The 23,771-nt window shown below is 60.2% G+C and carries 18 protein-coding genes, 6 tRNA genes and 2 pseudogenes; 9 read left to right on the plus strand and 17 right to left on the minus strand.

Annotation, left to right across the window (positions count from 1 at the left end; genetic code table 11):
- Positions 1-5: 5 nt before the first annotated feature.
- Positions 6-2,240, minus strand: a complete 2,235-nt coding sequence (locus QMK55_RS05365) for a DNA internalization-related competence protein ComEC/Rec2 (RefSeq protein ID WP_320328807.1) — start codon at positions 2,238-2,240, stop codon at positions 6-8.
- 135 nt (positions 2,241-2,375) lie between these two features.
- Between QMK55_RS05365 and QMK55_RS05370 the strand changes: the two genes are divergently transcribed.
- Positions 2,376-2,894, plus strand: a complete 519-nt coding sequence (locus QMK55_RS05370; protein ID WP_025112995.1) for a DUF2062 domain-containing protein — start codon at positions 2,376-2,378, stop codon at positions 2,892-2,894.
- Positions 2,895-3,048: 154 nt separating this feature from the next.
- Here the strand turns inward: QMK55_RS05370 and QMK55_RS05375 are convergent, their stop codons facing one another.
- The 4 genes from QMK55_RS05375 to QMK55_RS05390 form a co-directional block, all read right to left on the minus strand.
- Positions 3,049-3,828: an ABC transporter permease gene (locus QMK55_RS05375; RefSeq protein WP_008087860.1), complete on the minus strand. Its 780-nt coding sequence runs from the start codon at positions 3,826-3,828 to the stop codon at positions 3,049-3,051.
- Positions 3,825-4,757 (minus strand): ABC transporter ATP-binding protein, encoded by a 933-nt coding sequence (locus QMK55_RS05380; protein ID WP_102355386.1) that lies wholly within the window; start codon positions 4,755-4,757, stop codon positions 3,825-3,827. The genes QMK55_RS05375 and QMK55_RS05380 overlap by 4 nt, the downstream gene beginning before the upstream one ends.
- A 132-nt stretch (positions 4,758-4,889) precedes the next feature.
- On the minus strand, positions 4,890-5,513 hold the full coding sequence (locus QMK55_RS05385) for a glutathione S-transferase family protein (RefSeq protein WP_102355385.1): 624 nt from the start codon (positions 5,511-5,513) through the stop codon (positions 4,890-4,892).
- Positions 5,514-5,556: 43 nt separating this feature from the next.
- The gene (locus tag QMK55_RS05390; RefSeq protein WP_102355384.1) at positions 5,557-6,216 is read right to left on the minus strand and encodes a transglutaminase-like domain-containing protein; all 660 of its coding nucleotides are present in this window, start codon (positions 6,214-6,216) and stop codon (positions 5,557-5,559) included.
- A gap of 248 nt (positions 6,217-6,464) precedes the next feature.
- Between QMK55_RS05390 and QMK55_RS05395 the strand changes: the two genes are divergently transcribed.
- Together QMK55_RS05395 and QMK55_RS05400 are read left to right on the plus strand one after the other, a co-directional pair.
- A complete protein-coding gene (locus QMK55_RS05395) occupies positions 6,465-8,912 on the plus strand; it encodes an acyl-CoA dehydrogenase (RefSeq protein WP_320328808.1) in 2,448 nt (815 codons plus the stop codon).
- A 74-nt stretch (positions 8,913-8,986) separates the two neighbouring features.
- Positions 8,987-9,394 carry a PA2817 family protein gene (locus tag QMK55_RS05400; RefSeq protein WP_042610681.1) on the plus strand — a complete coding sequence of 136 codons (408 nt, stop codon included), beginning with the start codon at positions 8,987-8,989 and terminating at the stop codon, positions 9,392-9,394.
- Positions 9,395-9,457: 63 nt separating this feature from the next.
- On the opposite strand, the gene QMK55_RS05405 is transcribed toward QMK55_RS05400, so the two are convergent.
- Positions 9,458-10,456 carry a LysR family transcriptional regulator gene (locus QMK55_RS05405; protein WP_102355382.1) on the minus strand — a complete coding sequence of 333 codons (999 nt, stop codon included), beginning with the start codon at positions 10,454-10,456 and terminating at the stop codon, positions 9,458-9,460.
- Between the two features lie 90 nt (positions 10,457-10,546).
- On the opposite strand from QMK55_RS05405, the gene QMK55_RS05410 reads away from it, so the two are divergent.
- The 4 genes from QMK55_RS05410 to QMK55_RS05425 all read left to right on the plus strand — a co-directional run bounded on the left by QMK55_RS05410 (position 10,547) and on the right by QMK55_RS05425 (position 14,612).
- Positions 10,547-11,173, plus strand: coding sequence for a hypothetical protein (locus QMK55_RS05410; protein ID WP_102355381.1), 627 nt, complete (start codon positions 10,547-10,549; stop codon positions 11,171-11,173).
- A gap of 91 nt (positions 11,174-11,264) precedes the next feature.
- Positions 11,265-12,035 (plus strand): 2OG-Fe(II) oxygenase, encoded by a 771-nt coding sequence (locus QMK55_RS05415; protein WP_320328809.1) that lies wholly within the window; start codon positions 11,265-11,267, stop codon positions 12,033-12,035.
- Between the two features lies 1 nt (position 12,036).
- Positions 12,037-12,675 (plus strand): LysE family translocator, encoded by a 639-nt coding sequence (locus QMK55_RS05420; protein WP_102355380.1) that lies wholly within the window; start codon positions 12,037-12,039, stop codon positions 12,673-12,675.
- Positions 12,676-12,872: 197 nt separating this feature from the next.
- Complete coding sequence (locus tag QMK55_RS05425) at positions 12,873-14,612, plus strand: dipeptidase (RefSeq protein WP_320328810.1); 1,740 nt, start codon at positions 12,873-12,875, stop codon at positions 14,610-14,612.
- A gap of 105 nt (positions 14,613-14,717) precedes the next feature.
- On the opposite strand, the gene QMK55_RS05430 is transcribed toward QMK55_RS05425, so the two are convergent.
- The 6 genes from QMK55_RS05430 to QMK55_RS05455 form a co-directional block, all read right to left on the minus strand.
- Positions 14,718-14,793 (minus strand) — tRNA-Gly (locus QMK55_RS05430).
- 2 nt (positions 14,794-14,795) lie between these two features.
- Positions 14,796-14,871, minus strand: a tRNA-Glu gene (locus QMK55_RS05435).
- Between the two features lie 141 nt (positions 14,872-15,012).
- A tRNA-Gly gene (locus tag QMK55_RS05440) sits at positions 15,013-15,088 on the minus strand.
- Between the two features lie 3 nt (positions 15,089-15,091).
- A tRNA-Glu gene (locus tag QMK55_RS05445) sits at positions 15,092-15,167 on the minus strand.
- 104 nt (positions 15,168-15,271) lie between these two features.
- Positions 15,272-15,347 (minus strand) — tRNA-Gly (locus QMK55_RS05450).
- Positions 15,348-15,349: 2 nt separating this feature from the next.
- Positions 15,350-15,425, minus strand: a tRNA-Glu gene (locus QMK55_RS05455).
- A gap of 384 nt (positions 15,426-15,809) precedes the next feature.
- Here QMK55_RS05455 and QMK55_RS05460 point away from each other — a divergent pair.
- Positions 15,810-16,568 (plus strand): hypothetical protein, encoded by a 759-nt coding sequence (locus QMK55_RS05460; protein ID WP_178082179.1) that lies wholly within the window; start codon positions 15,810-15,812, stop codon positions 16,566-16,568.
- Between the two features lie 597 nt (positions 16,569-17,165).
- Here QMK55_RS05460 and QMK55_RS28545 read toward each other — a convergent pair.
- The 4 genes and pseudogenes from QMK55_RS28545 to QMK55_RS05475 all read right to left on the minus strand — a co-directional run bounded on the left by QMK55_RS28545 (position 17,166) and on the right by QMK55_RS05475 (position 21,571).
- Positions 17,166-18,047: a methyl-accepting chemotaxis protein gene (locus tag QMK55_RS28545; protein ID WP_371859115.1), complete on the minus strand. Its 882-nt coding sequence runs from the start codon at positions 18,045-18,047 to the stop codon at positions 17,166-17,168.
- 27 nt (positions 18,048-18,074) lie between these two features.
- A pseudogene (locus tag QMK55_RS28550) lies at positions 18,075-19,133 on the minus strand (methyl-accepting chemotaxis protein); the annotation flags it as partial.
- Between the two features lie 108 nt (positions 19,134-19,241).
- Positions 19,242-20,613: pseudogene (locus QMK55_RS05470) on the minus strand (PLP-dependent aminotransferase family protein).
- 196 nt (positions 20,614-20,809) lie between these two features.
- Positions 20,810-21,571: an SDR family oxidoreductase gene (locus tag QMK55_RS05475; RefSeq protein WP_041073750.1), complete on the minus strand. Its 762-nt coding sequence runs from the start codon at positions 21,569-21,571 to the stop codon at positions 20,810-20,812.
- Positions 21,572-21,809: 238 nt separating this feature from the next.
- Between QMK55_RS05475 and QMK55_RS05480 the strand changes: the two genes are divergently transcribed.
- The gene (locus tag QMK55_RS05480) at positions 21,810-22,814 is read left to right on the plus strand and encodes an NADP-dependent oxidoreductase (RefSeq protein ID WP_320328812.1); all 1,005 of its coding nucleotides are present in this window, start codon (positions 21,810-21,812) and stop codon (positions 22,812-22,814) included.
- A 114-nt stretch (positions 22,815-22,928) separates the two neighbouring features.
- On the opposite strand, the gene pyrF is transcribed toward QMK55_RS05480, so the two are convergent.
- A complete protein-coding gene (gene pyrF / locus QMK55_RS05485) occupies positions 22,929-23,627 on the minus strand; it encodes an orotidine-5'-phosphate decarboxylase (RefSeq protein WP_007968913.1) in 699 nt (232 codons plus the stop codon).
- Positions 23,628-23,771 lie beyond the last annotated feature (144 nt).

A 23,771-nucleotide genomic window follows, 5' to 3' on the forward strand; every position in this document is an offset into this window, starting at 1 on the left:
GCCGATCAACGGGCCGACACGGGCGGAACACGCCAGAAACGCCGCTGCTGACGCATTGTCCACGGCGCGTTGAAGGTCCCCAGTTGCAGATGAATGGCGCCATGTTCGGCGCTGTCGTAAATGCGCAGGCGCTGTTTGCGATAACGCGCGAGCACGGTGGGATGCGGGTGGCCGAACGAATTGCCCTGGCCTCGGGAGATCAGCACTGTTTCGGGCTGCAGGGTTTTGAGCAGCGCCATGGATGACGAACTGCGGCTGCCATGATGCGGTGCCTGCAGCCATTGCGTGGGGACGGCCAACGGGCTGTCGAGCAGGAGGCGTTCGGCGCGGGTGTCGATATCGCCGGTGAGCAGCAGGCGCTCGCCATTGGCCTCGATCTGCAGCACACAGGAACGCTGGTTGCTGTCGTGCGCGTCGGCCCACTGCCAGAGTTGGAAACGCACACCGTCCCATTGCCATTGCCGGCCACTGTCACACGTCCCGGCGTTCAGTTGGGCGGGCAATCCCGGCGGATCGCCACTGATCACTTGAATCACCGGCAAGCGGCGCGCCACCGCCAAAGCGCCGCCGGCATGATCGGCATCGGCATGACTGAGCAACATCATGTCCAGATGTTCGACGCCAAGCTTGCGCAGTGCCGGCAACACCACCCGCTCGCCGATATCGAAATCGCCGAAACGCGGCCCGGCGTCGTAGAGTACGGCGTGATGACGGGTGCGGATCAGAATCGCCAGGCCTTGACCGACATCGAGCTGCCAGACATCGGCCACGTCCTCGGGCAGTCGCTCACGCGGCGGCACCACCAGCATCAATAGCAACGGCCAGCCCAGGGACCGCATCGGTACTCCACGTGGCAGCAGCAACATCACTGCACCGAGGCTGCCCAGCATCCAGACCCACCACGAGACTGAGGCTGGAATCCACGCCGGCCATTGTCCGGCAATCAGCGCCAGGCCGCGAAACAGCACATCGATCAGTCCACCTGCCAGCCACAACAGACCTTCGCCGACATAGGGCACTGGTAACAGCGCCGTGCCGAGCAGCGCCGGTGGCAACACGACGAAGCTGACCCACGGTACCGCCAGCAAATTCGCCAGCGGTCCGCTGAGGCTGATCGGCAGGTTCAGCGCCAGCAACACCGGGCACAGGCCAATCGCAATCAGCCATTGCGCGCGGGTCCAGGTCTGCCACCAGCGCCACGCGCCAAGGCGGCTGCCGAAGGTGAAAATCAGCACCGCCACCGCCGCGAAAGACAACCAGAAACCCGGGCGCAGGCTGGCCAACGGATCAAGCAACAGCACCGCATTGAACGCCAGCAACAGCGGCCACCACGCACCGAGATGGCGAAAGCGCAGACGCCACAGCAGCACCAGCCCGACCATCACGCAGGCCCGTTGCACCGGCACCTCAAACCCGGCCAGCACCCCGTAACCCAATGCCGCCGCAAACGCCAGACCACAGGCCCAGGGCAGCCAGGGCCAGCGCAGCGGCCACAACCCAAAACGCGCCAACCCGGCGACCAGCAGATACATCACCGCCGCCAAAAGTCCGATGTGCTGGCCGGAGATCACCAACAAATGCACGGTGCCGGTGTCCTGCAGGGTCTGCCAATCCTCGCGGCTGAGCCCGGAACCGTCGCCCAGCACCAGCGCCGCCAATGCACCGCCCCGGCCCTGAGCGTCCACTTCAAGCAAGCGCTGACGAATGCTGTCGCGCCACGCCCAACTCGCCTCGGCAAGGCGCTGACCATCCTTGACCGTGCCGGTCGCGCCGATGCGTTGCGCCAGCAGCCAGGCTTCGTAATCGAAGGCATCGGGATTGAGCAAGCCGCCGGGGCGCTTGAGCTTCACCGCCAGGCGCCAGCGCTCGCCGCTGTTGAGCGGCGGCCCGGCGTACCACGCCAACCGCATCAATGACGGCAGTGTCGCGTGCCGCGAGCGGGCATCGGCCAACTCGAAACGCACCACACCGTCGCTGGACTGCGGCAACCCCACCACCCGCCCTTCGATCCAGCGCGTTTCGCCATCGAGCGGTTGCGGCAACCGATCATTCAGCGCCCACTGCGCGCTGACACAGGCCCAGGTGAAACCGAACAGCAAAAATGCCAACGGATAGCTGCGAAACGGCAGCAACATCAGCCCCACCACGGGCAACAACATCAGTAACCCGACCGGCGGTAAAACCGGTAAAAAAACCACCACCAGCAGACCGGCTGCCAGCGCCATCATCCCTGTGCGCATACGCCCGTCCTTGAGAGTTACTCCTTAGGCGTAGCCGTTGCGAAGCCAGCTCGTCGTCAACAATTGTCACAAAGTCTGAATGGGCGCTTCGTAGAATCCAGACATACTTGCCGCCTTAACCGACCGAGAAGCCTTATGCCCCGGCGCTTATTCAAACGTTACATGCCCGATCCGACGAGCATCAGGGAACACAAATCCTTACGCTTTCTCGGCAAGTTGCTGCATGACCCGAACCTCTGGCACCTCAATCGTCACTCGGTGGCCCGGGCGATGGCCGTTGGCCTGTTCGCCGCGTTCCTGCCGATTCCGGCGCAGATGCTGGTGGCGGCAGCGCTGGCGATCACCGTGCGTGGCAACATGCCGATTGCCGTCAGCCTGGTGTGGCTGACCAACCCGATCACCATGCCGGCGGTGTTCTTCTGCACCTATCAGGCCGGGGCCTGGTTGATGGATGTGCCCGCCCGCACCCTGCCCGATTCGTTGACCTGGGAATGGATCAGCGGCGAACTCTCGACGTTGTGGCAGCCGTTCTTGCTCGGCTCGGTGGTGTGTGGCCTGGTGCTTGGTGCCCTCGCCTACTTTGCGGTGATGCTGTACTGGCGCTGGTGGGTAGCGCGGCAATGGGCGCGGCGCAAGAAAAACCGCAAGGCATGAATGTAAAACGGCCTCCGCAAGGGAGGCCGTTTTGTTTTGTGCTGTCTGGACTGACGCCTTCGCGAGCAAGCCCGCTCCCACATGAGGTCTGCGTCGTAACACAGATCCAGTGTGGGAGCGGGCTTGCTCGCGAAGCAGTCGACGCGGTCTTGGATCAGGTCCGCATCCCGCGCCCACTCACCAGCAACCGCGCGCAACCGAGATACAGCACGACAGTCGCCACCAGCATAAAGGTGATCGCAATGCCGATCTTGATATCCGACACACCAAGAATGCCGTAACGGAACGCGTTGACCATGTGCAGCACCGGGTTGGCCAGCGACACGGTCTGCCAGAACGGCGGCAGCAACGTGATCGAGTAGAACACCCCGCCGAGGTAGGTCAGCGGTGTCAGCACGAACGTCGGGATGATCGAGATGTCATCGAAGTTGCGCGCAAACACGGCGTTGATGAAGCCCAGCAGCGAGAAAATCGTTGCCGTCAGCACCACCACCAAAATGGTCACACCCAAGTGATGCACCTGCAAATGGGTGAAGAACAGCGACAGAATGGTCACGATCACCCCGACCATCAGACCACGCAACACGCCGCCGATGGTGAAGCCGATCAGAATCGTGTGCGGCGACACCGGCGAGACCATCAGCTCCTCGATGGAACGCTGGAACTTGCTGCCGAAGAAACTCGACACCACGTTGCCGTAGGAGTTGGTGATTACCGACATCATGATCAGCCCCGGCACGATGTACTCCATGTAGGTGAAGCCACCCATATCGCCGATCTGCCGGCCGATCAGGTTACCGAAGATCACGAAATACAGAACCATGGTGATCGCCGGCGGCAGCAGGGTCTGTGGCCAGATCCGCGTAAAGCGTTTGACCTCGCGGTAAACAATGGTCTGGAGGGCGACGAGGTTGGGCCGGAACTCGGAACTCATACCGCCACCTTCGACAGATTTTTCTCCACCAGGGACACGAACAGCTCCTCGAGGCGATTGGTTTTGTTACGCAGGCTCAGCACTTCGATTTGCTGCTGCGCCAACTGGGTGAACAGCGCGGTGATGCCCATGGATTTGTCGACCTGGACCTCCAGGGTATGGCTGTCGAGCAAGCGAGCGGGATAGCCGATCAGTTGCGGTGCAGCGTTCAAGTCGTTTTTCAGGTCCAGCAGGAAGGTTTCGACGTGCAGTTGGCCCAGCAGTTGTTTCATGCTGGTGTTCTCGACGATGGTGCCGTGGTCGATGATGCCGATGTTGCGGCACAGCTGCTCAGCCTCCTCCAGATAATGCGTGGTGAGGATGATGGTGATGCCTTTCTGGTTCAGCTCGGTGAGGAATGTCCACATCGAGCGACGCAGTTCGATGTCGACCCCGGCGGTCGGTTCATCGAGGATCAGCAGGCGCGGCTCATGCACCAGTGCGCGGGCAATCATCAGGCGCCGCTTCATGCCGCCGGACAGCGAGCGCGACGGCACATCACGCTTGTCCCACAGGCCGAGCTGGGTCAGGTACTGCTCGGCGCGTTCCTTGGCGATCTTCGCCGGGATGCCGTAGTAACCGGCCTGGGTCACGACGATGTCGAAGGTCTTTTCGAACTGGTTGAAGTTGAATTCCTGGGGCACGACGCCGATCGAGCGCTTGAGCGCCGCCGGGTTCTTGTCCAGGTCATGGCCGAAGATATTCACCGTGCCACTGGTCTTGTTGACCAGAGTCGAGAGAATGCCGATGGTGGTGGATTTGCCGGCACCGTTGGGGCCGAGCAAGGCGAAGAAATCACCTTCGGCAACGTCCAGATCGATACCACTCAAGGCCTGGAACCCGTTGCCGTAGGTTTTGGTTAGCTGCCGGATGGACAGAGCGGAACTCATATCTGATTTACGCACCAAGAAGGAAAGAAAGGAAAGGTCAGGCCGGGCGGCGAACAAAACAACCACGGCGCATGAGCGCAATGGTGCTTGCCGCCGCCACACAAGTACAGTCAAGTGTGTCGATAGTTATTATCAAGTCAACGCGGTCATGACCGCTTTCTGATAGGCCGCACGCTGCTTCAAACGTGCGTACCAAGCCTCAAGACGCGGCTGCGAGGCGCGCTCGATGGGCATTTCGAACCAGGCATAAATGAAACTGCCGAGGGGAATATCGCCCATGCCGATTTCGTTTCCGGACAAATACGGCTGGCTGGCAAGCGCCTGCTCGGCCATGGCCAGCAGCGCCGTGCATTCCTTGATCCCAGCGTTGATTGCAGGCCAGTCCTGCTTGTCCGCCGGCGTACGCAGCACGCCCCAGAACACGGTGCGGAACGGCCCGGCGAAACTCGAGGTGGTCCAGTCCATCCATTTGTCAGCGATCGCCCGGGCTTGTGGATCTGCCGGGTACCACGCGCTGTTCGGCGCATGCCTGGCCAGCAGGTAACGCACGATGGCGTTGGACTCCCACAGCACGAACCCGTCATCCTCGATCACCGGTACTCGGCCGTTCGGGTTCATCGCCCGATATTCAGGCGTATCGACCACCCCGAAGGCACCACCGGCATCAATCGCCTCGTAGGCCAGGCCAAGTTCTTCGGCGGCCCACAGTGGTTTCCTGACATTCGATGAGTTTTTCCGTCCCCAGATCTTCAGCATGACCGCCTCTTTTCAAATGCGTGGGCGAGCAGCATACGCCGGATCAGACACGGCTCAAATCACTCTGCATATCGCCCAGGGTCTTCGCCTGTTGTTCGCTGAACAGATGCGGATAGCACTTTTCCAGGTGTTCGAAGAAGAAGGTTACCGGCACATCACTGAACTGGCCGTGATCGACCAGGTACTCCATCAAATGCGCGCCGTCGCGGTTGTACGGATGGAAAACGCTGTCGTTGATCCCGTCGAACTCCAGTGGCGCGACGTTGAACAGTTCGCAAAGCTGCTGGTTGAAGGCTGGCGTGGCTTTGACCCAGCGATCATTCAGAAACAGTTCGGTGTAGCCGTGCATGGCGAACACGTCACTGCGCAGCAATTCCAACAGACGTGGGGTCGACAGGTGATTCCTGACGTCGGCCAGACCGATGCGCGCGGCAATCCCGCAATGCCGCGCACACCCGGCCAGCAACGTGGCCTTGGGCACGCAGTAACTCTCCCCCGCCGCCAAGGCATGGCTGCCACACAGAGTTTGCGGGTCGAGGCTGAAGGTATACGGGTTGTAACGCACCGCTTCGCGCACAGCGTAATAAAGACCGATCGCCTGCGCGAGTGGGTCGCGGCTGGCCCCACGGTGCTGTTCGGCGAACTCCACCACCGCCGGGTGGTCACTATCGATGAAGCGGCCGGGGCTCAGATACTCGCGCATGACGTTTTTCTCCTGGGTGAGCCCCGAGTCTAGCGACAGCTCAAGCACAGAGATAACGACGTTTCGGCCAAACATGCACGCAAAGACGCGGGAATAGCGAACGTTTTCCCACGGGTGTTGCCCACCGAACCTACAAAAGCCATCCAGGGTTTCTCACGAGTTCAATCACCTTGTTCTGACCACCCCGTTTTACAGATGCCGTCTAAGCTCTGGAGGGTCGGTTTGCCTTGGTTCACGGAGGATTACATATGCTGTTGTTGTGGATACTGGTTCTGATCGTCGGTGTGGCGTACCTCGCCCACCGGCGCATCGCCCCGCTGCCCGCGTTCGGTATCGTCGCCATTTACCTGCTGGCGATGGGCATTTTCAGCCGCGCCCCGGGCTGGCTGTTGCTGGTGTTCTGGGTCGTGCTTGCGCTGGTTGCCGCGCCGTTGCTACTGCCTGACTTGCGCCGCAAACACTTCACCGCGCCGCTGTTCAACTGGTTCCAGAAAACCCTGCCGCCGATGTCGCAGACCGAACGCGACGCGATCGATGCCGGCACCGTGTGGTGGGACGGCGAGCTGTTCAGCGGCCGTCCGGACTGGGACAAACTGCTGTCCTATCCCAAGGCGCAACTGAGCGAGGAAGAACAGGCGTTCATCGACGGTCCGACCGAAGAGCTCTGCGCGATGGTCACTGACTGGCAGATCGGCCAGTCGATGGACCTGCCGCCCGAAGCCTGGAGCCACATCAAGGAACACGGCTTCTTCGCCCTGATCATTCCCAAGGAGTTCGGCGGCAAGGGCTTTTCCGCCTATGCCCACTCGCAAGTGGCGATGAAGCTCGCCACCCGCAGCGGCGACCTCGCCTCGACGGTGATGGTACCCAACTCCCTCGGCCCGGCCGAACTGCTGCTGCATTACGGCACCGATGAACAACGCAATCACTACCTGCCGCGACTGGCCCGTGGCGACGACATTCCGTGCTTCGCCCTCACCGGCCCGCTGGCCGGCTCCGACGCCGGCGCCATGCCCGACACCGGGATCATCTGCAAAGGCGAATGGGAAGGTCAGGAAGTCATCGGCCTGCGCCTGAACTGGGAAAAACGCTATATCACCCTCGGTCCGGTAGCGACCCTGCTCGGCCTCGCCTTCAAGGCCTACGACCCGGACCACTTGCTGGGCGACAAGGACGACCTCGGGATCAGCCTGGCGCTGATCCCCACCGATACCCCGGGCGTGGAAATCGGCCGTCGTCACCTGCCGCTGGGCGCAGCGTTCATGAACGGCCCGAATTCGGGCAAAGACGTGTTCATCCCGCTGGACTTCCTCATCGGTGGCCAGGAAATGCTCGGCAAGGGCTGGATGATGCTGATGAACTGCCTGTCGGTCGGGCGCTCGATTTCGCTGCCGGCCGTCGGCACTGGCGCGGCCAAGTTCACCAGTCTGGTGACCGGTCAGTACGCGCAGATTCGTGAACAGTTCAACGTGCCGCTCTCGGCCTTCGAAGGCATTCAGGAAGCGATGGCGCGCATCGGCGGCAACGCCTGGATGATGGACGCGGCGCGCATGCTCACCGCCAACGCGGTGGATCTGGGCGAAAAACCGTCAGTGCTGTCGGCGATCCTCAAGTACCACCTGACCGAACGCGGCCGCGAGTGCATCAGCCACGCCATGGACGTACACGGCGGCAAGGCGATCATCATGGGCCCGAACAACTATCTGGGGCGCAGCTGGAACGGCGCGCCGATCTTCATCACCGTGGAGGGCGCGAACATCCTTTCGCGCAACCTGATGATCTTCGGTCAGGGCGCCATTCGCTGCCATCCGTTCGTGCTCAAGGAAATGGCCCTGGCCGGGCGCGAGGACAAGGATCAGGCGTTGAAAGAGTTCGACGGCCTGCTGCTCAAGCACATCGGTTTTGCCGTCGGCAACGCGGCCAGTACCCTGGTGCTGAACCTGGGTTTCGGCCACTTCGAGCCTGCCCCCGGCGACAAGATCAGTCAGGGCTATTTCCGCGCACTCAACCGTCAGGCGGCGGCATTCGCGATGCTGGCCGACTTCAGCATGATGTTGCTGGGCGGCGAACTGAAACGCCGCGAACGCCTGTCGGCGCGTCTCGGCGATGTGCTGAGCAACCTGTATCTGGCCTCCGCCGCGCTCAAGCGTTATCACGACCTGGATTCGCCGGCGCACATGGAACCACTGTTCCGCTGGGCCATGGAAGAAAGCCTCGGCCAGTCGGAGCGGGCGCTGGATGAGCTGCTGAGCAACTTCCCGAACAAGGTGTTTGGCTGCCTGTTGCGGGTCATCGTGTTCCCGTTCGGTCGGCGCCACAAAGGTCCATCGGACAAGCTCGGCGCCGAAGTGGCCGCAGTGATCGGCCGGGCCAAAGGCGACCCGACCCTGGAAGAACTGCTCGCCGGCTGCTATCGCCCGCAGTCCGCCGACGATGCCGTCGGTGCCCTGCAACACGCCAGCGATCTGCTGAATGCCGCCCAACCGCTGCACAAAAAGCTGCACACGTCGCTCAAGAGCGGTCAGGTCAAACCGATCGCAGGCGAAAACGCGATCGATGCGGCGCTGGAGGCCGGAGTGTTGCAACCGCAGGAAGCACAGACCCTGCGCGATGCAGAGGCAGCACGGCGCAAAGTGATCGACGTCGATGACTTCGACAAGGAACAGCTGAAACAGGCAGAGGGCAAAGTCCGCTGATCCCGACAGCCATGTCCAAGCGAGCGCAGGAGCTTTATACTCCCGCGCCCGTTTTGCTCTTGAGGACTTATCTCGTGTCCAACGTCGTTGCCGATCATCTTGTGTTACTCGACCACCTGCGCAGTATTCTGGTCGCCGTAGGTGAGGCCGAACAGGTTCCCGAAGAGAGCCATGCCTTGTTCCTGGAGCGTTTCGACGAACTGCTGGCGTCCCTGCCGATCGATCCGATCGAAAGCCAGTATCTGGGCCAGGATATCCTGACCCAAGTGATCACCCGCTATCCGCAAATCGCCCATCTGATCCCACGGGATCTGCTGTGGTTCTTCGCGGGTGACTGCCTGCACTACCTGTCCGATGAAGAAATCGACCTGTATCAGGCGCTGGAAGAACGTCGCTACGACGCCGAACAGAATGATGAACCGTTCGACTGGAATCAGGAAAAACAGCTGTTGGCGATGTCTGCACAAGACAGCAAGCACTGATTTTCTCCTGGTAATGAAAAGGCCCGCATGGTGATCCATGCGGGCCTTTTTATTGTGCTGCTATTACAGCAATCCTTCGCTTTCAGGCAGCTCGTACGCCATCGCCAGGTTGTTTGGCGCCCCCGCCCTGCCCGGCTTGCTCAACGTCGGCTCCTTCTCCAGGCACTCCACCAGATAATCGATGAACACCCGCAACTTCGGTGGCAGATAGCGCGTTGGTGAGTGCAGCAACCACAGTCCACCGTGGTACGAAGCCAGGAACGTCCACTCCGGCAACACCTGCACAATCAGCTTCTGCTCAAGCGCATAACGCGCGGTGAAATACGGCAGGCTGCCGATGCCGATGTGCTGCAATACCGCCCCCAACCGCACGCCGGTATGGTTGGCGGCATAGCGGCCACGCACGCCGACGGTCACTGCTTTACTGCCCTTCTTGAATTTCCAGCGCGCATCGCTTGGGGTTTCACCCAGATAAATGCAGCTGTGATTGAGCAAGTCATGCGGATGCGTCGGTGTGCCGTGTTCGGCCAGGTATTGCGGCGTAGCGCAGAGCAAATGATCGATGGTCAGCAACTGACGCCCGACCAGTCCGGCTGGCGGACTGTCAGTGATACGAATCGCCAGATCAACATGATCGTCGATCAGATCAACCTGCCGGTCTTCCAACAGCAACTCGACATCGACCTTGGGATAACGCCGCAGAAACTCGGGCATGTGTGGATGAATCACAAAACGCCCGACCGCTTTCGGCACGCTGACCCGCACCAGCCCTTCCGCCTCATGGGTGAACTGGCCGCTGATCTCCATCACTGACTTGGCAGCGCTGACCATCTCCTGACAGCGCTTGAACACTTCTTCACCACCGTCACTCAGGCGTAGTTTGCGTGTGGTGCGCTGCAGCAAACGCGTAGCCAGCGCCTTTTCCAGGCGAGAAATGCTACGACTGATCGCTGACGGCGAAGAACCCAGCTGGCGGGCGGCCTCGGAAAAGCTGCCGGTCTCCACGACCTTGACGAAAATCGCCATTTCACCGAGCAGTGGCAGCGGGAGATTGATGCTCACAGCGCACAAGTCCTTTGATGTTTGAACGGATTATCACGTTATTGCACGATTCATATAATAAAAAAAGAAACTTTAATAAGGGCATGGAATATGACGCTTCGCCTCTTTTTCCATAGTGATGACCTCAAGGCTAATGTGGAAGTCCTCGACTGCACGCCCCACGAGAACGAATTTGCCGTGGTGTTGCGCGCCACTCTGTTTCATCCGCAAGGCGGAGGTCAGCCCTGCGACACCGGCTGGATCGGCGAAAGCCAAGTGCTGCGCGTGGTGCAGGAACCAGACCGGATCGTCCATTACGTCGACTGTCCGGTAAAACTCGGCATGACCTGTATTCACGTCGATGAACAGCGTCGCAGCTTCAACACTCGCATGCATTCGGCTGGGCATCTGATCGGGCACTTCGTACAGGCCATGGGCTGGACACCGATCAAGGCACACCACTGGCCTGACGAAGGCCGGGTGCAGTTCAAACCAGGTGATGCCGCGCAGGAAGTCGATGCGCCGACCGTTCAATACGGTATCGGTCAGTGGATCGAACACGATCTGCCGCGCCTGACCTCGCTGCGCGAGGGCGCGCGGGAAATCGGCTTTGGCGAGCTGCCAGCCTATGGCTGTGGTGGCACCCATGTACGCAGCCTGAAGGATTTGGGCACAGTCACGATCGCGTCACTTTCGCAGAAGAAAGGCACGTTATCCGTCCACTACAGCGTGGATTGAGCATTTCGGACGTTGCCCTAGCGCAACGTCCGACGCTGGGGGAACCGCACTCGCAGGTTCCGTTGACTATCGATAGATGGACCTAAAAACAATGATGCTAGACGTCGAGCGTCTCGATGAGACGTGCATAAAAAAACTGGCCAACGAAGATGTCCTCGCCATCCGCGTCAAAGGCTTTTTGCCCGAACCGCTGGCGATCCAGATTGGCGACAAAATTCTTGCTCCGGGATTCGAAGGTTATATCAACGCGCCGAGCATCGGCCGCATCGGTATGGCGTTTTACGAGGCGGAAAACCAGCCGCTGCTGATCGAGGATTATTTCGAGCGTGCCACCAGCAACATCGCCGAACTGCGCAACCGTTGTGCGCCCTACTCCTCACCGATCGACACCCTGCGCTGCATGCTCGACGAATCATGGCCGGCCGGCGCCCATCTGGAAAACCTCTATGGCCGCAAGATGTATGTCGGCCTGTCGCGGGTAGTCAAACCCGGCGTGTGCTTCCTGGCCCATCACGACATTTTTGCCAAGGATGCGCCGGACAGCTTTCAGGCCCGCAGCCTGGAGGCGCAGTTCGCCTGCAACGTGTACCTGAACATGCCGACCGAGGGCGGTGCGCTGCAGGTGTGGGACGACGACATTACCCCGGATCAGTTCGACGAGATGCGCGGCGACAGTTACGGCATCGACCCGGCACTGCTCGGCCCGCCGACCCTTGAAGTGCGGCCGGAGCCAGGCGATTTCATCATGTTCAATTCGCGTTGCATGCACTCGGTGACCCCCGGTGTGGCAGATCCGCGACTGAGCCTTTCCTTCTTTGTCGGCTATCGCGGCAATGCTTCACCCCTGACCTTCTGGAGCTGAGATGTTATCGAACTACCTGGGCGAGTTTCTGGCGCTGGCCACCATCCACTTTCTGGCCGTGGTCGCTCCCGGCCCGGATTTCGCCGTCACCATCCGCCAAAGCGTACGCTTCGGTCGACTGGTAGGCATTTGCACAGCACTGGGCATCGGGGCGGGTATTTCCGTGCATGTGTTGTATACCCTGCTTGGGGTCGGCGCCTTGATGCACACCACGCCATGGTTGCTGACGGTGGCCAAGGTCGTCGGGGGCGCCTACATCTTTTACCTCGGCATCTGCCTGATTCGCAGCAAGCCGAAAACCACGCTTGAGGGCGAGCAGAGCACGGAGGAGCCGCTGGTCGAGCAGTCGCTGTTCAAGGCGTTCAGCACCGGTTTTCTGACCAATGCCACGAACCCCAAGGCCACGCTGTTTTTCCTGGCGATCTTCACCACGATCATCAGCGCCAGCACGCCGCTGAACATTCAGGCGCTGTACGGGGTGTGGATGTGCTTCGTCAATGCGCTGTGGTTCGTGATCGTCGCGCTGTTTTTTTCCAGCAGCCGGGTGCGGAACCTGTTTATGCGCATGGGCCATTGGTTTGAACGCAGCATGGGGGTGATCCTGATTCTGTTCGCCGGACGACTGGTCTTGTCGATGTAAAACTGCCTTATAGAACAAGGCCCGAACGGTCATCCCGCTCGGGCCTTTTTCGTTTGTGCGTCGCTTTTGCATTTCTGTGCGACGCATCCCACTTCCCGGGCTCCCCTTCAACACCCTCACGGTGTTAGTTTGGAAAAGATTTGTTTCATCTTTGAAACACACCTCAATCAACTGCCTGCAAAGGAATGCCCACTGCAATGAATTTTTCTCTCAAGCGCCTGGCGGCGACCAGCCTGATCCTGGCCAGCTTTTCTGCGTTCACCCTGCCCGCACAGGCCAACATCACCCCGCAACAGAGCGCAGCCATTCTCAAGAGCTTCGATGATGCGAGCGTCACCGATTTCCGCCAGTTTCTGGGTGCCGTAGGCAAGAGCGACCTGGGTAAAACCGACAACCTCGGCCCGGCGATCAATGCCTTTCTCGACAACAAGACCCCGAGCGCTGAACAGCAGAACGAGATCTACCGCCTGCTGGGCATCTACACCCGCGTGAAATACGGCAAGGCTGCACTGGAAACCCTGCGCGAACTGGTGGAAATCCCGACCTTCCAGAAAGAAGGTGTGGCCCAGCACGACAATCCCGAGTTCATCAAGATCGCCGAAAAGATCAAGAACCTGGCCGAATCGTTCAACCTGAAGTTCCGCAACGTCGACAACCGCGTCTATGAAATCTCCCTGGACGGCAGCGGCGACGAAGTCGTGGGTATTCACGCGCATGCCGACGTGGTGCCGGTCACCCCGGAAAACTGGGTACTGAAAGACGGCACCAAACTCGATCCGTTCAAAGTCACGCTGATCGGCGACCGCATGTACGGTCGCGGCACCGAAGACGACAAGAACGGCATCGTCGTCGCCATGTACGCGATGAAAGTGATCAAGGAAGAGAAGCTGCCACTGGCACGCAATTTCAAACTGCTGGTGGACACCACTGAAGAAACCACCGGCGACGCGATCCCGTACTACTTCGAACACAACCCGACGCCGAACTACAACATGGCGCTGGACGGCGGCTACCCGGTGGTCATCGCCGAAAAAGGCTACGGCACGGTCATGGCCAACTTCCCGCTGCGCAAAGGTGAAGGCAGCGGCGCGGAAATCATCTCGATGACCGGCGGCCTGGCGACCAACCAGATTCCATCGGTTTCGGTTGCCACTCTCGTCACCGACAAGCCTGAGCAACTGGCCGCAAGCCTGCAGAAAGCCGGCAGCGAATATGCCAAAAAACACGGCGGCGACTTCGAAATCGCGGCCAAGGTTGACGACAAAGACGTCAAATTGAGCGTCACCGGTGTGTCCGCGCACTCCTCCGAACCCGAGTCCGGCGTCAACCCGGTCGCACGCATGCTCGACTTCATCAACAGCCTCGACGGCAAGGTGGCGCTCAAGCACAACCAGATCACCGATGCTGCACGTTATGCGTCCACCAACTGGGGCCTGGATTATCTGGGCAAAAAACTCGGTGTCGGCTTCTCTGATTCGTTCATGGGCCCGCTGACCACTTCGCTGACCTACGTGGGCGTCGACGACAAAGCCTTCAAGCTGGCGGTCAACCTGCGCGTGCCGAAGGGCAAGTCCCCGGAAGTCCTGAAGAAGGAAATCGCTGACAAGCTCGCAGCCTGGAGCAAGAAATCCCATGTAGCCGTGGACTTCACCTACTCGATCGCCGAACCGATGTACCGCAATCCGGAAGGCGAATGGGTCAAAGCGCTGCTGGCGGTGGCCAGTGAGAACCTGGGCATGAAGCACGAGTTCGGCACCTCGGCCGGCGCGACCTCGGTGCATGAACTGCCGAACGGCGTGCAATTCGGCCTGGCCCGACCTGAAGTCAAATACACCGGTCACACCGACGGCGAGTTCAAGACGGTTGACCAGTTCCTGCTGGACCTGCAGATCGTCACTGAAATGATGGGACGTGTCGGCCAACTGCCGAAACTCTGATGAATACGTGAAAACAAAAAAGGACCCGAAGGTCCTTTTTTGTTGCGCGACAACTTGCGCACAAACAAAAACGCCGATCATCACTGATCGGCGTTTTTGTAAAATTGGAGCGGGAAACGAGACTCGAACTCGCGACCCCGACCTTGGCAAGGTCGTGCTCTACCAACTGAGCTATTCCCGCAATGGCGTCCCCTAGGGGACTCGAACCCCTGTTACCGCCGTGAAAGGGCGGTGTCCTAGGCCACTAGACGAAGGGGACACGCTACCCGGAACACATGGTGTGTGTTTCGGTGTCCAGATCCGCATCCGAAGACTTGACTCTGGTTTCACTCGGCTCTGCCCAAAAGCAGCGCCGTTTGGAAACAAAACGCCGCTCATCACTGAGCGGCGTTTTTGAATTTGGAGCGGGAAACGAGACTCGAACTCGCGACCCCGACCTTGGCAAGGTCGTGCTCTACCAACTGAGCTATTCCCGCAAATGGCGTCCCCTAGGGGACTCGAACCCCTGTTACCGCCGTGAAAGGGCGGTGTCCTAGGCCACTAGACGAAGGGGACACGCTACCCGGAACACATGGTGTGTGTTTCGGTGTCCAGATCCGCATCCGAAGACTTGGTTCTGGTTTCACTCAGCCCCGCCCGAAGGCAGTGCTGTTTAAAATTGGAGCGGGAAACGAGACTCGAACTCGCGACCCCGACCTTGGCAAGGTCGTGCTCTACCAACTGAGCTATTCCCGCATTGGCGTCCCCTAGGGGACTCGAACCCCTGTTACCGCCGTGAAAGGGCGGTGTCCTAGGCCACTAGACGAAGGGGACACGCTACAACATTCACTCCCCACTGCGCTCCGCTGTGTGCTTTACGCTGCAAGTGGCGCGCATTCTATGGATGGATTGAGAGGTCGTCAACCCCCTGATATAAATTTATTTAAATCAATGACTTCGATCTGCTTTACAGGAGCAATCGGGGTTTTCCGTCGCCCGACGATTGACGCCTATATTCCGCCACTCGCCAAGACGTTATAGTCCACAACACAGTGATGGCAATCTGCACATCAAGCGCCAGCATTCATATAAGCAGCATGCGGCCGATACAGATTGCACCTGCCGATCCAACTCGTCGAGCGGCGCTAGGCGCATAAATGCCCAGCCACTACACTCGCATGTGAACCCTATAAAGAGGTCTTACCGGTGACACCACTCATGATCACCCTGCTTGTCATAGCCGGGATCGCAATTCTGATCGCCATTGGCTACATGAACCATGTGGTGGAAAACAACAAACTGGAGAAGGCCCGCACCAAAATCGAACTCAACGACCGCTTGCGCCGCTGCGGCGAACTGACCGAGACCTTTCCCGGCCAGTTCATGACGCCTGCGCTCAAGCTGCTGCTGACCCGTCTGGAACTGAACGTCTGCCAGCGCCTGCTGAACCTGGAAAAAACCAGCCCCACCACCAAGGCACGCATCACCGAACTGAGCGCACTGGTAGCCCAAGGCCAATCGATACCGGTCAACAACCCGCCGGCACCGATCCTCACCGAAGCCAAAGCCAAGGACGTACGCTTCCTGCTCGAAGCCCTGCACGGCCAGATCACCCGCGCCGCCCATGACGGCTTCCTGCCACCGAACGAAGCCAAACAGTGGATCAAGGAAGTCCGCCATATTCTGGTGCTGCTGCACATCGAGTTCTTTAACAACCTCGGCCAACAATCCCTGCAACAAAACCAACCGGGCCAGGCCCGCCTTGCGTTCGAACGCGGTGTGCAATACCTGCGCAAACAGCAGGATCCCAAGATGTATTCGGAACAGCTGCAATATCTGGAAAAACTCCTGGCCCGCGCCAACGCCCAGGTCATGGACAAGATTGCACCGGTCGAAGGCGAAGTGAACCAATTGACCGAAGGCCTCAAGGAAGTCGAAGCCGATGCGGACTGGAAAAAGAAAGTGATCTACGACTGATGGTCGATAGGTAGAGAGAAGCCACCGGAGAGGTGGCTTTTTTGTTGGTGGTTGGCTCCCACAGCAAGGCATCGGGTGCATTCAGTCAGAAATTGATCGGCTGTCAGGCCGTCTTCGCGAGCAGGCTCGCTCCCACAATTGGATCGGGTGTAGTCGGTTAGACTCTGGTCGGCTCGTAGGCCGCCATCGCGAGCAGGCTCGCTCCAGAAAGAAAAAGCAGCCCGCATCCGCTTCTCACCACTCAACAGGATGAGCGCTAGCTCGGCTGCAGCTCTTGATCTGCAGGCCCCATCGGCAGGCTGAGTGGAGGGGTTCATCCGGGGGTGGGAGCGCAGCGACCGTTTGGCGAAGCCAAACACATCGAGAGGAGGTGCAGCGAAGCAAACCGTAGGCGATGCCCCCGGATGGATCCCGGAGCGAAGGAACCCGAGCCTAAGCGAGGGCCGTACGCCGGGGCCCAGCGTTTTGGTTACTTTTTGGCGTCTGAAAAAGTGACTCGCCGTAAGGGCGAAACCGCCAGCAGCAGCACCCCAACCAACGGATATTCACCCCAAACCCAAGAACCTGGTCGGCCCACAGGCCGCCAAGACTCAAGGCTCAAAGCCGAAAATGCCCAACCATCCCCTTAAGTTCCCCCCCCAACCGCGCCAGCTCAATACTCGAAACCGCATTCCCCCGCATCGCAATCGAAGACTGATCAGCACTCGCACGAATACTCGTCACACTGCGATTAATCTCCTCAGCCACCGAACTCTGCTCTTCGGCCGCCGCCGCAATCTGCTGATTCATCTGCTGAATCAACGACACCGCCGCCGCAATACTCCCCAACGCACTCTCCGTCTGCAGCGCATCACTGACGGCAAGCTTCACCAGTTCACCACTGCTCTGAATCTGCTGCACCGACGAATGCGCCGCCGCGCGCAGCGCACTGACCAGCCGCTCGATCTCTTCAGTCGATTGCTGCGTACGCCGCGCCAACGCGCGCACCTCATCGGCCACCACCGCAAAACCCCTGCCCTGCTCCCCGGCCCGCGCCGCCTCGATCGCCGCGTTGAGCGCCAACAGATTGGTCTGCTCGGCCACACTCTTGATCACCTCGAGCACCGTACCGATATTCTGAATCTCGGCACTGAGGCTCTCGATGCTGGAACTCGCCGAAGTCGCCGAATCCGCCAACTGCTCGATCCGCGCCATGCTCTGGCGCACCACCTGCTGCCCGCTCTCGACCTTGCCATCCGCCGTTTGCGCGGCCAGCGCAGCCTCCTCGGCATTACGCGCCACGTCATGCACGGTGGCGGTCATCTGGTTCATGGCCGTGGCCACCTGATCGGTTTCTTCCTTCTGGCTGCTGACTTCCAGATTGGTCTGCTCGGTCACCGCCGACAGCGATTGCGCAGAACTGGCCAGTTGTTCGATGCCCGCCTGCAAACCGCTGACGATCGTGCTCAGCCCGGTGCCCATCTGCTGCATCGCCAGCATCAACTGGCCGATTTCATCACGACGAGTCACTTCGACCCGCGCACTCAAGTCCCCGGCGGCAATCTGCTGCGCAACCCGCATCACACTGCGCAACGGCGCGACGATCAACCGCGTAATGACCCACGCGGCAATCAGCCCCACCAGCAACGCCAGCGCGGAGGAGCCGACGATCAACACCGAGTTCTTTTTCAGCTCCGCCTGCATCGCGCCGTCCTCAGCAACATACGCTTGATCGACACGCGCCATGACCTGCGCCGCACGCTGGTGCAACTGTTCGTAGACGGTTTTTTCCTGAGCCAGCAGGCCGGTGTATTCGGCCAGTTTGTCGTTGAAACCGGCGATGTGCCCGGACACTTCATTGAGGACTGTCAGGTAGCCCTCATCCTTGACCGTGGTCTTCAACTGCTCGGCCTGAGCCTGGGCCTGAGCGGCCTGTTCGATATTGCCCTTGCCGGCACTGTCGGCATCGCCCTTGCGGCTCTGGTCGAGACGAATCCGCGCCTCGTTCATCGCCTGCAACATCAGCCGCGACACTTGGCTGACCTGGCTGGCCTGTTCGATGAACTGCGCGCCGTCCTTGCCTTCGGTGTCCTTCAAGGTATACGCGCCATCATCAGCCAACCCGGCTTGCAGCACGTCCAGGTTGTTGGCCACGCTGGACACCGACCAACTGGCCATTTCCAGCGCCAGATCCTTGGCCTGGGTCAGCGAGACGAACTCGTCGAACGCCTTGCGATAGGCGCCCAGTGACTGCTCGACATCGCTCATCACCGTCACGTTCGCCGGTGTCTGCGCCTTGAGTTGCCCGGCCAGAGCCAGCAAGCCGTCCACGCCCTCGTGCAAGGCATCGACGGTTTTCGGGTTGCTGTGCAGCGCATAGTCCTGCTCCAGCAGCCGCACCTTGAGCAACGCGCTGTTGAGCGCCGACATCTGTTTCAGCCCGTCGAAACGTTGACTGATGGTCTGCAGGGACCAGACACCGATGGCGGCTACCAGCGCGGTCAACAGCAGCACCAGGACAAACCCGACACCCAGTTTTTTCGCCATACCGAGGTTGGCAAAACGTCCTTGCACGGCCGAAATCATTGCGCGTAGTCCTCTGCCAAAGTCTGTTGACGAAGATTCGCAACGGCCATGGAGCAGCACAAGTCTCTGGCGTCGGAATAATGGCAAAAAGCTACGCCCGCGTCGTTTTCAGAACGTTTGAGGTCGATTGGCACGGGTACTGCGAAAAAATTGCCGGGCCCGCGGATCACAAGCATAGGTCACATTGATCCGCTGCCACTCACCGGCTTCGCCATTCGGGCTGAAAGCCCCCGGGGCGCACAGGCGCACGCCACTGCTCTGCGCCTGACGCTGCAATCGGGCCGGATCGCTCAGCGGTGAACGGGCCCAGATGAACAGCCCGCCACAGGGTTTGCCGAACACTTCCCAATCGGCGTCTTCCAGCGCCTGCAACGCGGCGACCCGATCGGTATTCAGGCGCTGACGCTGGCGCTGGACCATTTTGCGATACGCGCCACTGGCCAGAAGGCTGGCCAGCACCGCCTCATTGAAACTCGACGCGCCCATGCTGCTGATCATCTTGACCCGGGCCAGACGCGCAATCAGCGGGTACTCGGCGCAAATGAAGCCGACGCGCAACGAGCTGCTCAGCGTCTTGGAAAAACTACCGACGTAGATGACGCGTTCATCGAGTGCCGCCAAGCGAATACCGTTGCCATTGTGCAGGTCAGCGTAGACATCGTCTTCGATCAGTTGCACATCATGAACGATACACAGCTGCAGGATCTGTTGCGCCACGGCCGGGGTCAGGCAGGAACCGGTGGGGTTGTGATGATGACTGTTGATGAACATCGCGACCGGCCGGAATTGCCGCAACAATGCCTCCAGCGCCTGGGGATCCGGCCCGCTCGGGGTGCGCCGCACTTCCAGCAACTGCACACCGTGCAGGCGCAACAGTTCGAACAGCGGTGCATACATAGCCCGGATTTTCCACCACCACACAGTCGCCGGCCTTGAGCAGCGTGCGCACCAGCAGATCCAGTGCGTGGCTGGCACCGGAGGTCGTCAGGATCTGCTCATCGAGAGCCTGGATGTCAATCAGCCTGAGACGCTTGACGATCTGCTCGCGCAGCGCCAGCAGCCCCAGCGGGCTGCTGTAATTGAACAGACTCGCCATGTCGGTTCGGGCCACCTGACGGATCGCGTAGCTCAGGTCATCGGACTCACGCCAGCTTTGTGGCAAGCCTCCCTCGCCGAGCTGTAACCGGTCCTGCGCCTGTCCGCCATCGATGGCTGCCAATCCCCTGCTGCACCCAGCGCCTGGCCGCGCCGCCACGATGAATCCCGACCCCTGACGCGCGGACAGCAGGCCCTGGGCAACAAGCCGCTCACAGGCCTCGACTACACACGACTGGCTGAGCAGATTGGAACGCGCAATTTGCCTGACGGAGGGCAGACGCGTGCTCGGCGCCACGCCACTGCGCAAGATCCAGTCAGTCATTCCATCAACAATCTGCTGCACGACCGGCACCATTGCCTGTCGGTCAATTCTCAATTCCATGAGCACGCAAACTCCTGTCCGTTTTGCTGGCGGCAGTAAATCACAGCCACGCCGTACAGGCTGTGCGACAACGCCGTCAAAAGCGACCGTTCTAACCGTTTGATACACATTGTTTAGCAAATACACGGAACTGACGGCCCGCCATAAAAAAACCCGCACGCAGGCGGCGGGTTTTCTCAATTGATCCAGCACAGCGTCAGAAAGCAGTGACACCACCATCCACGGCCAGGGAATGACCGGTGGTAAACGCCGCGCCATCACTGCACAGATAGAGCACCGCGCTGGCAATTTCCTCGACCTTGCCGATACGCCCCACCGGGTGCATCGCGTTGGCGAACTCGCCTTTCTTCGGGTCAGCCTCGTAGGCACGGCGGAACATGTCGGTGTCGATCACCGCCGGGCACACCGCGTTGACGCGGATTTTCTTCTTCGCGTATTCGATCGCCGCTGACTTGGTCAGGCCGATCACCGCGTGCTTGGATGCCGCATAGATACTCATCTTCGGCGCCGCCCCAAGCCCCGCCACCGAGGCGGTGTTGACGATCGCCCCGCCGCCCTGGGCCAGCAGCAACGGCAGCTGATATTTCATGCACAACCAGACGCCTTTGACGTTGACGCCCATGATCGCGTCGAACTCATCCATCGAGCCGTCGGCCAGCTTGCCTTGTTCGATTTCAATCCCGGCATTGTTGAAGGCGTAGTCGAGACGACCGTAGGTATTGATCACCTCGTCCATCAGATTTTTCACTTCGCTTTCAACGGTAACGTTGCAGCGCACGAAGGTCGCTTCGCCACCAGCTGTACGAATCAGCGCCACCGTACCCTCGCCCCCCGCCGCGTCCAGGTCGGCCACCACCACTTTCAGGCCCTCGGCGGCGAACGCCTGAGCGGTCGCACGGCCAATGCCGTTGGCCGCGCCAGTGACTACGGCAACCTGACCGGAAAACGTCATGCTCATTGTTATGTCCTCGAAGGAGAGATGCAGGAGGGATTTGCAGAATCGCAGCATAGCCACCGGCCACCGCCCCGCGTCAGCACTATCAGAAGGCTGTTTATACCTTCATCCGTCGCAGTGATAAAACCCGCCGGGGGACTATCACTGCACTGGATCATTGCGCATTCGCCGCATCAGCCAACCTTGCAGCATTGGCCTCGAGGGTCTATCAACAAGGCTTCATTCAGTTCGAGTGCCTGCCATGACCACCCAGACCAATCGCCAGTTCCTGCTCGCCAGACGCCCAGTGGGCGCCGCCACCCGTGAGACCTTCACCTACCAGGAAGTACCGGTCGGCGAACCTGCGACAGGGCAGATCCTGGTCAAGAACGAGTACTTGTCTCTCGACCCGGCCATGCGCGGCTGGATGAACGAGGGCAAGTCCTACATCCCGCCGGTAGAAATCGGTGAAGTCATGCGCGCCCTGGGCGTCGGCAAAGTCATCGCCTCGAACAACCCGGGCTTTGCCGTCGGCGACTACGTCAACGGTGCCCTCGGTGTGCAGGATTACTTCCTGGGTGAGCCCAGAGGCTTCTACAAGGTCGATCCGAAACTGGCGCCGCTGCCGGTGTACCTGTCCGCGCTGGGCATGACCGGCATGACGGCTTACTTCGCCTTGCTCGACGTGGGCGCGCCGAAGGCTGGCGACACCGTGGTTCTTTCAGGGGCTGCCGGCGCGGTGGGCAGCATTGCCGGGCAGATCGCCAAAATCAAAGGCTGCCGAGTCGTCGGCATCGCCGGCGGTGCCGACAAGTGCAAATACCTGATCGATGAACTGGGCTTCGACGGCGCCATCGACTACAAGCACGAAGACGTTCTGGCCGGGCTCAAGCGTGAGTGCCCGAAAGGCGTCGACGTGTACTTCGATAACGTTGGCGGCGAGATCCTCGACGCGGTGCTCAGCCGCCTGGCGCCGAAAGCCCGGGTGGTGATCTGCGGCGCCATCAGCCAGTACAACAACAAGGAGGCGGTCAAAGGCCCGGCCAACTACCTGTCACTGCTGGTCAACCGTGCACGCATGGAAGGTTTTGTGGTGATGGACTACGCCGCCCAGTACGCCAGTGCGGCGCAGGAAATGGCCGGCTGGATGGCCAAGGGACAGCTCAAGAGCAAGGAAGACATCGTCGAAGGCCTGGAGACCTTTCCGGAGACGCTGATGAAATTGTTCAGCGGGGAGAATTTCGGCAAGCTGGTGCTGAAAGTTTAGTTTCACCACAAACCAACTGTAGGAGTGAGCCTGCTCGCGATAGCGGTGTATCAGTCACAGTAAATGTCACTGATACACCGCTATCGCGAGCAGGCTCACTCTTACAGGGGTTACTTAGGCGATTTCGGCTACAACCGACGCCAGTGCCTTGGCCGGATCCGCCGCCTGGCTGATCGGACGGCCGATCACCAGATAATCGGAACCGGCATCCAGCGCCTGACGTGGCGTCAGAATACGGCGCTGATCGTCCTGCGCGCTGCCCGCCGGGCGAATCCCCGGGGTCACCAGTTGCAGCGACGGATGCGCCGACTTCAGTGCAGTGGCTTCCAGCGCCGAGCACACCAGACCGTCCATCCCGGCCTTCTCGGCCAGCGCGGCCAGGCGCAGCACCTGCTCCTGCGGTTCGATGTCCAGACCGATACCGGCCAGATCCTCGCGCTCCATGCTGGTCAGCACGGTCACGCCGATCAGCAACGGCTGCGGGCCGCTGCGCTTGGAAAGCTCTTCACGGCAGGCCGCCATCATGCGCAGGCCACCGGAGCAATGCACGTTGACCATCCACACGCCCATCTCGGCTGCAGCTTTCACGGCCATCGCGGTGGTGTTGGGAATGTCATGAAATTTCAGGTCGAGGAATACCTCGAAGCCTTTGTCACGCAGGGTGCCGACGATTTCCGCGGCGCAACTGGTGAACAGTTCCTTGCCCACTTTGACCCGGCACAGTTTCGGGTCCAACTGGTCGGCCAGCTTCAGTGCGGCGTCACGGGTGGGAAAATCCAGGGCGACGATGATAGGAGTCTGGCAGGCGGACATGGATGGGCTCTCAGGCAAGTCGAAATCGGCGCGCATTGTAGCGGAAGCAGCGCCAGCGCGGCACCCGATGATCGGTAAAATCGTCGCCACAATCGTGATCAGCATAGCGCTCGCAGCTATTGTGTCGAACCCGATACACAACCG

This window comes from Pseudomonas sp. P8_229, assembly GCF_034008635.1.
Lineage (GTDB): Bacteria > Pseudomonadota > Gammaproteobacteria > Pseudomonadales > Pseudomonadaceae > Aquipseudomonas.

What these genes read in the sequence shown, in the direction of transcription:
- QMK55_RS05420 (WP_102355380.1), top strand. Translation starts at nt 12,037, where the DNA reads ATGTTATCGAACTACCTGGGCGAGTTTCTGGCGCTGGCCACCATCCAC.
- QMK55_RS05460 (WP_178082179.1), top strand. Translation starts at nt 15,810, where the DNA reads ATGATCACCCTGCTTGTCATAGCCGGGATCGCAATTCTGATCGCCATT.
- QMK55_RS05375 (WP_008087860.1), bottom strand. Translation starts at nt 3,828, where the DNA reads ATGAGTTCCGAGTTCCGGCCCAACCTCGTCGCCCTCCAGACCATTGTT.
- QMK55_RS05415 (WP_320328809.1), top strand. Translation starts at nt 11,265, where the DNA reads ATGATGCTAGACGTCGAGCGTCTCGATGAGACGTGCATAAAAAAACTG.
- QMK55_RS05480 (WP_320328812.1), top strand. Translation starts at nt 21,810, where the DNA reads ATGACCACCCAGACCAATCGCCAGTTCCTGCTCGCCAGACGCCCAGTG.
- pyrF (WP_007968913.1), bottom strand. Translation starts at nt 23,627, where the DNA reads ATGTCCGCCTGCCAGACTCCTATCATCGTCGCCCTGGATTTTCCCACC.
- QMK55_RS05395 (WP_320328808.1), top strand. Translation starts at nt 6,465, where the DNA reads ATGCTGTTGTTGTGGATACTGGTTCTGATCGTCGGTGTGGCGTACCTC.
- QMK55_RS05365 (WP_320328807.1), bottom strand. Translation starts at nt 2,240, where the DNA reads ATGCGCACAGGGATGATGGCGCTGGCAGCCGGTCTGCTGGTGGTGGTT.
- QMK55_RS05425 (WP_320328810.1), top strand. Translation starts at nt 12,873, where the DNA reads ATGAATTTTTCTCTCAAGCGCCTGGCGGCGACCAGCCTGATCCTGGCC.
- QMK55_RS05475 (WP_041073750.1), bottom strand. Translation starts at nt 21,571, where the DNA reads ATGAGCATGACGTTTTCCGGTCAGGTTGCCGTAGTCACTGGCGCGGCC.
- QMK55_RS28545 (WP_371859115.1), bottom strand. Translation starts at nt 18,047, where the DNA reads ATGCTGGCGATGCAGCAGATGGGCACCGGGCTGAGCACGATCGTCAGC.
- QMK55_RS05410 (WP_102355381.1), top strand. Translation starts at nt 10,547, where the DNA reads ATGACGCTTCGCCTCTTTTTCCATAGTGATGACCTCAAGGCTAATGTG.
- QMK55_RS05380 (WP_102355386.1), bottom strand. Translation starts at nt 4,757, where the DNA reads ATGAGTTCCGCTCTGTCCATCCGGCAGCTAACCAAAACCTACGGCAAC.
- QMK55_RS05385 (WP_102355385.1), bottom strand. Translation starts at nt 5,513, where the DNA reads ATGCTGAAGATCTGGGGACGGAAAAACTCATCGAATGTCAGGAAACCA.
- QMK55_RS05390 (WP_102355384.1), bottom strand. Translation starts at nt 6,216, where the DNA reads ATGCGCGAGTATCTGAGCCCCGGCCGCTTCATCGATAGTGACCACCCG.
- QMK55_RS05370 (WP_025112995.1), top strand. Translation starts at nt 2,376, where the DNA reads ATGCCCCGGCGCTTATTCAAACGTTACATGCCCGATCCGACGAGCATC.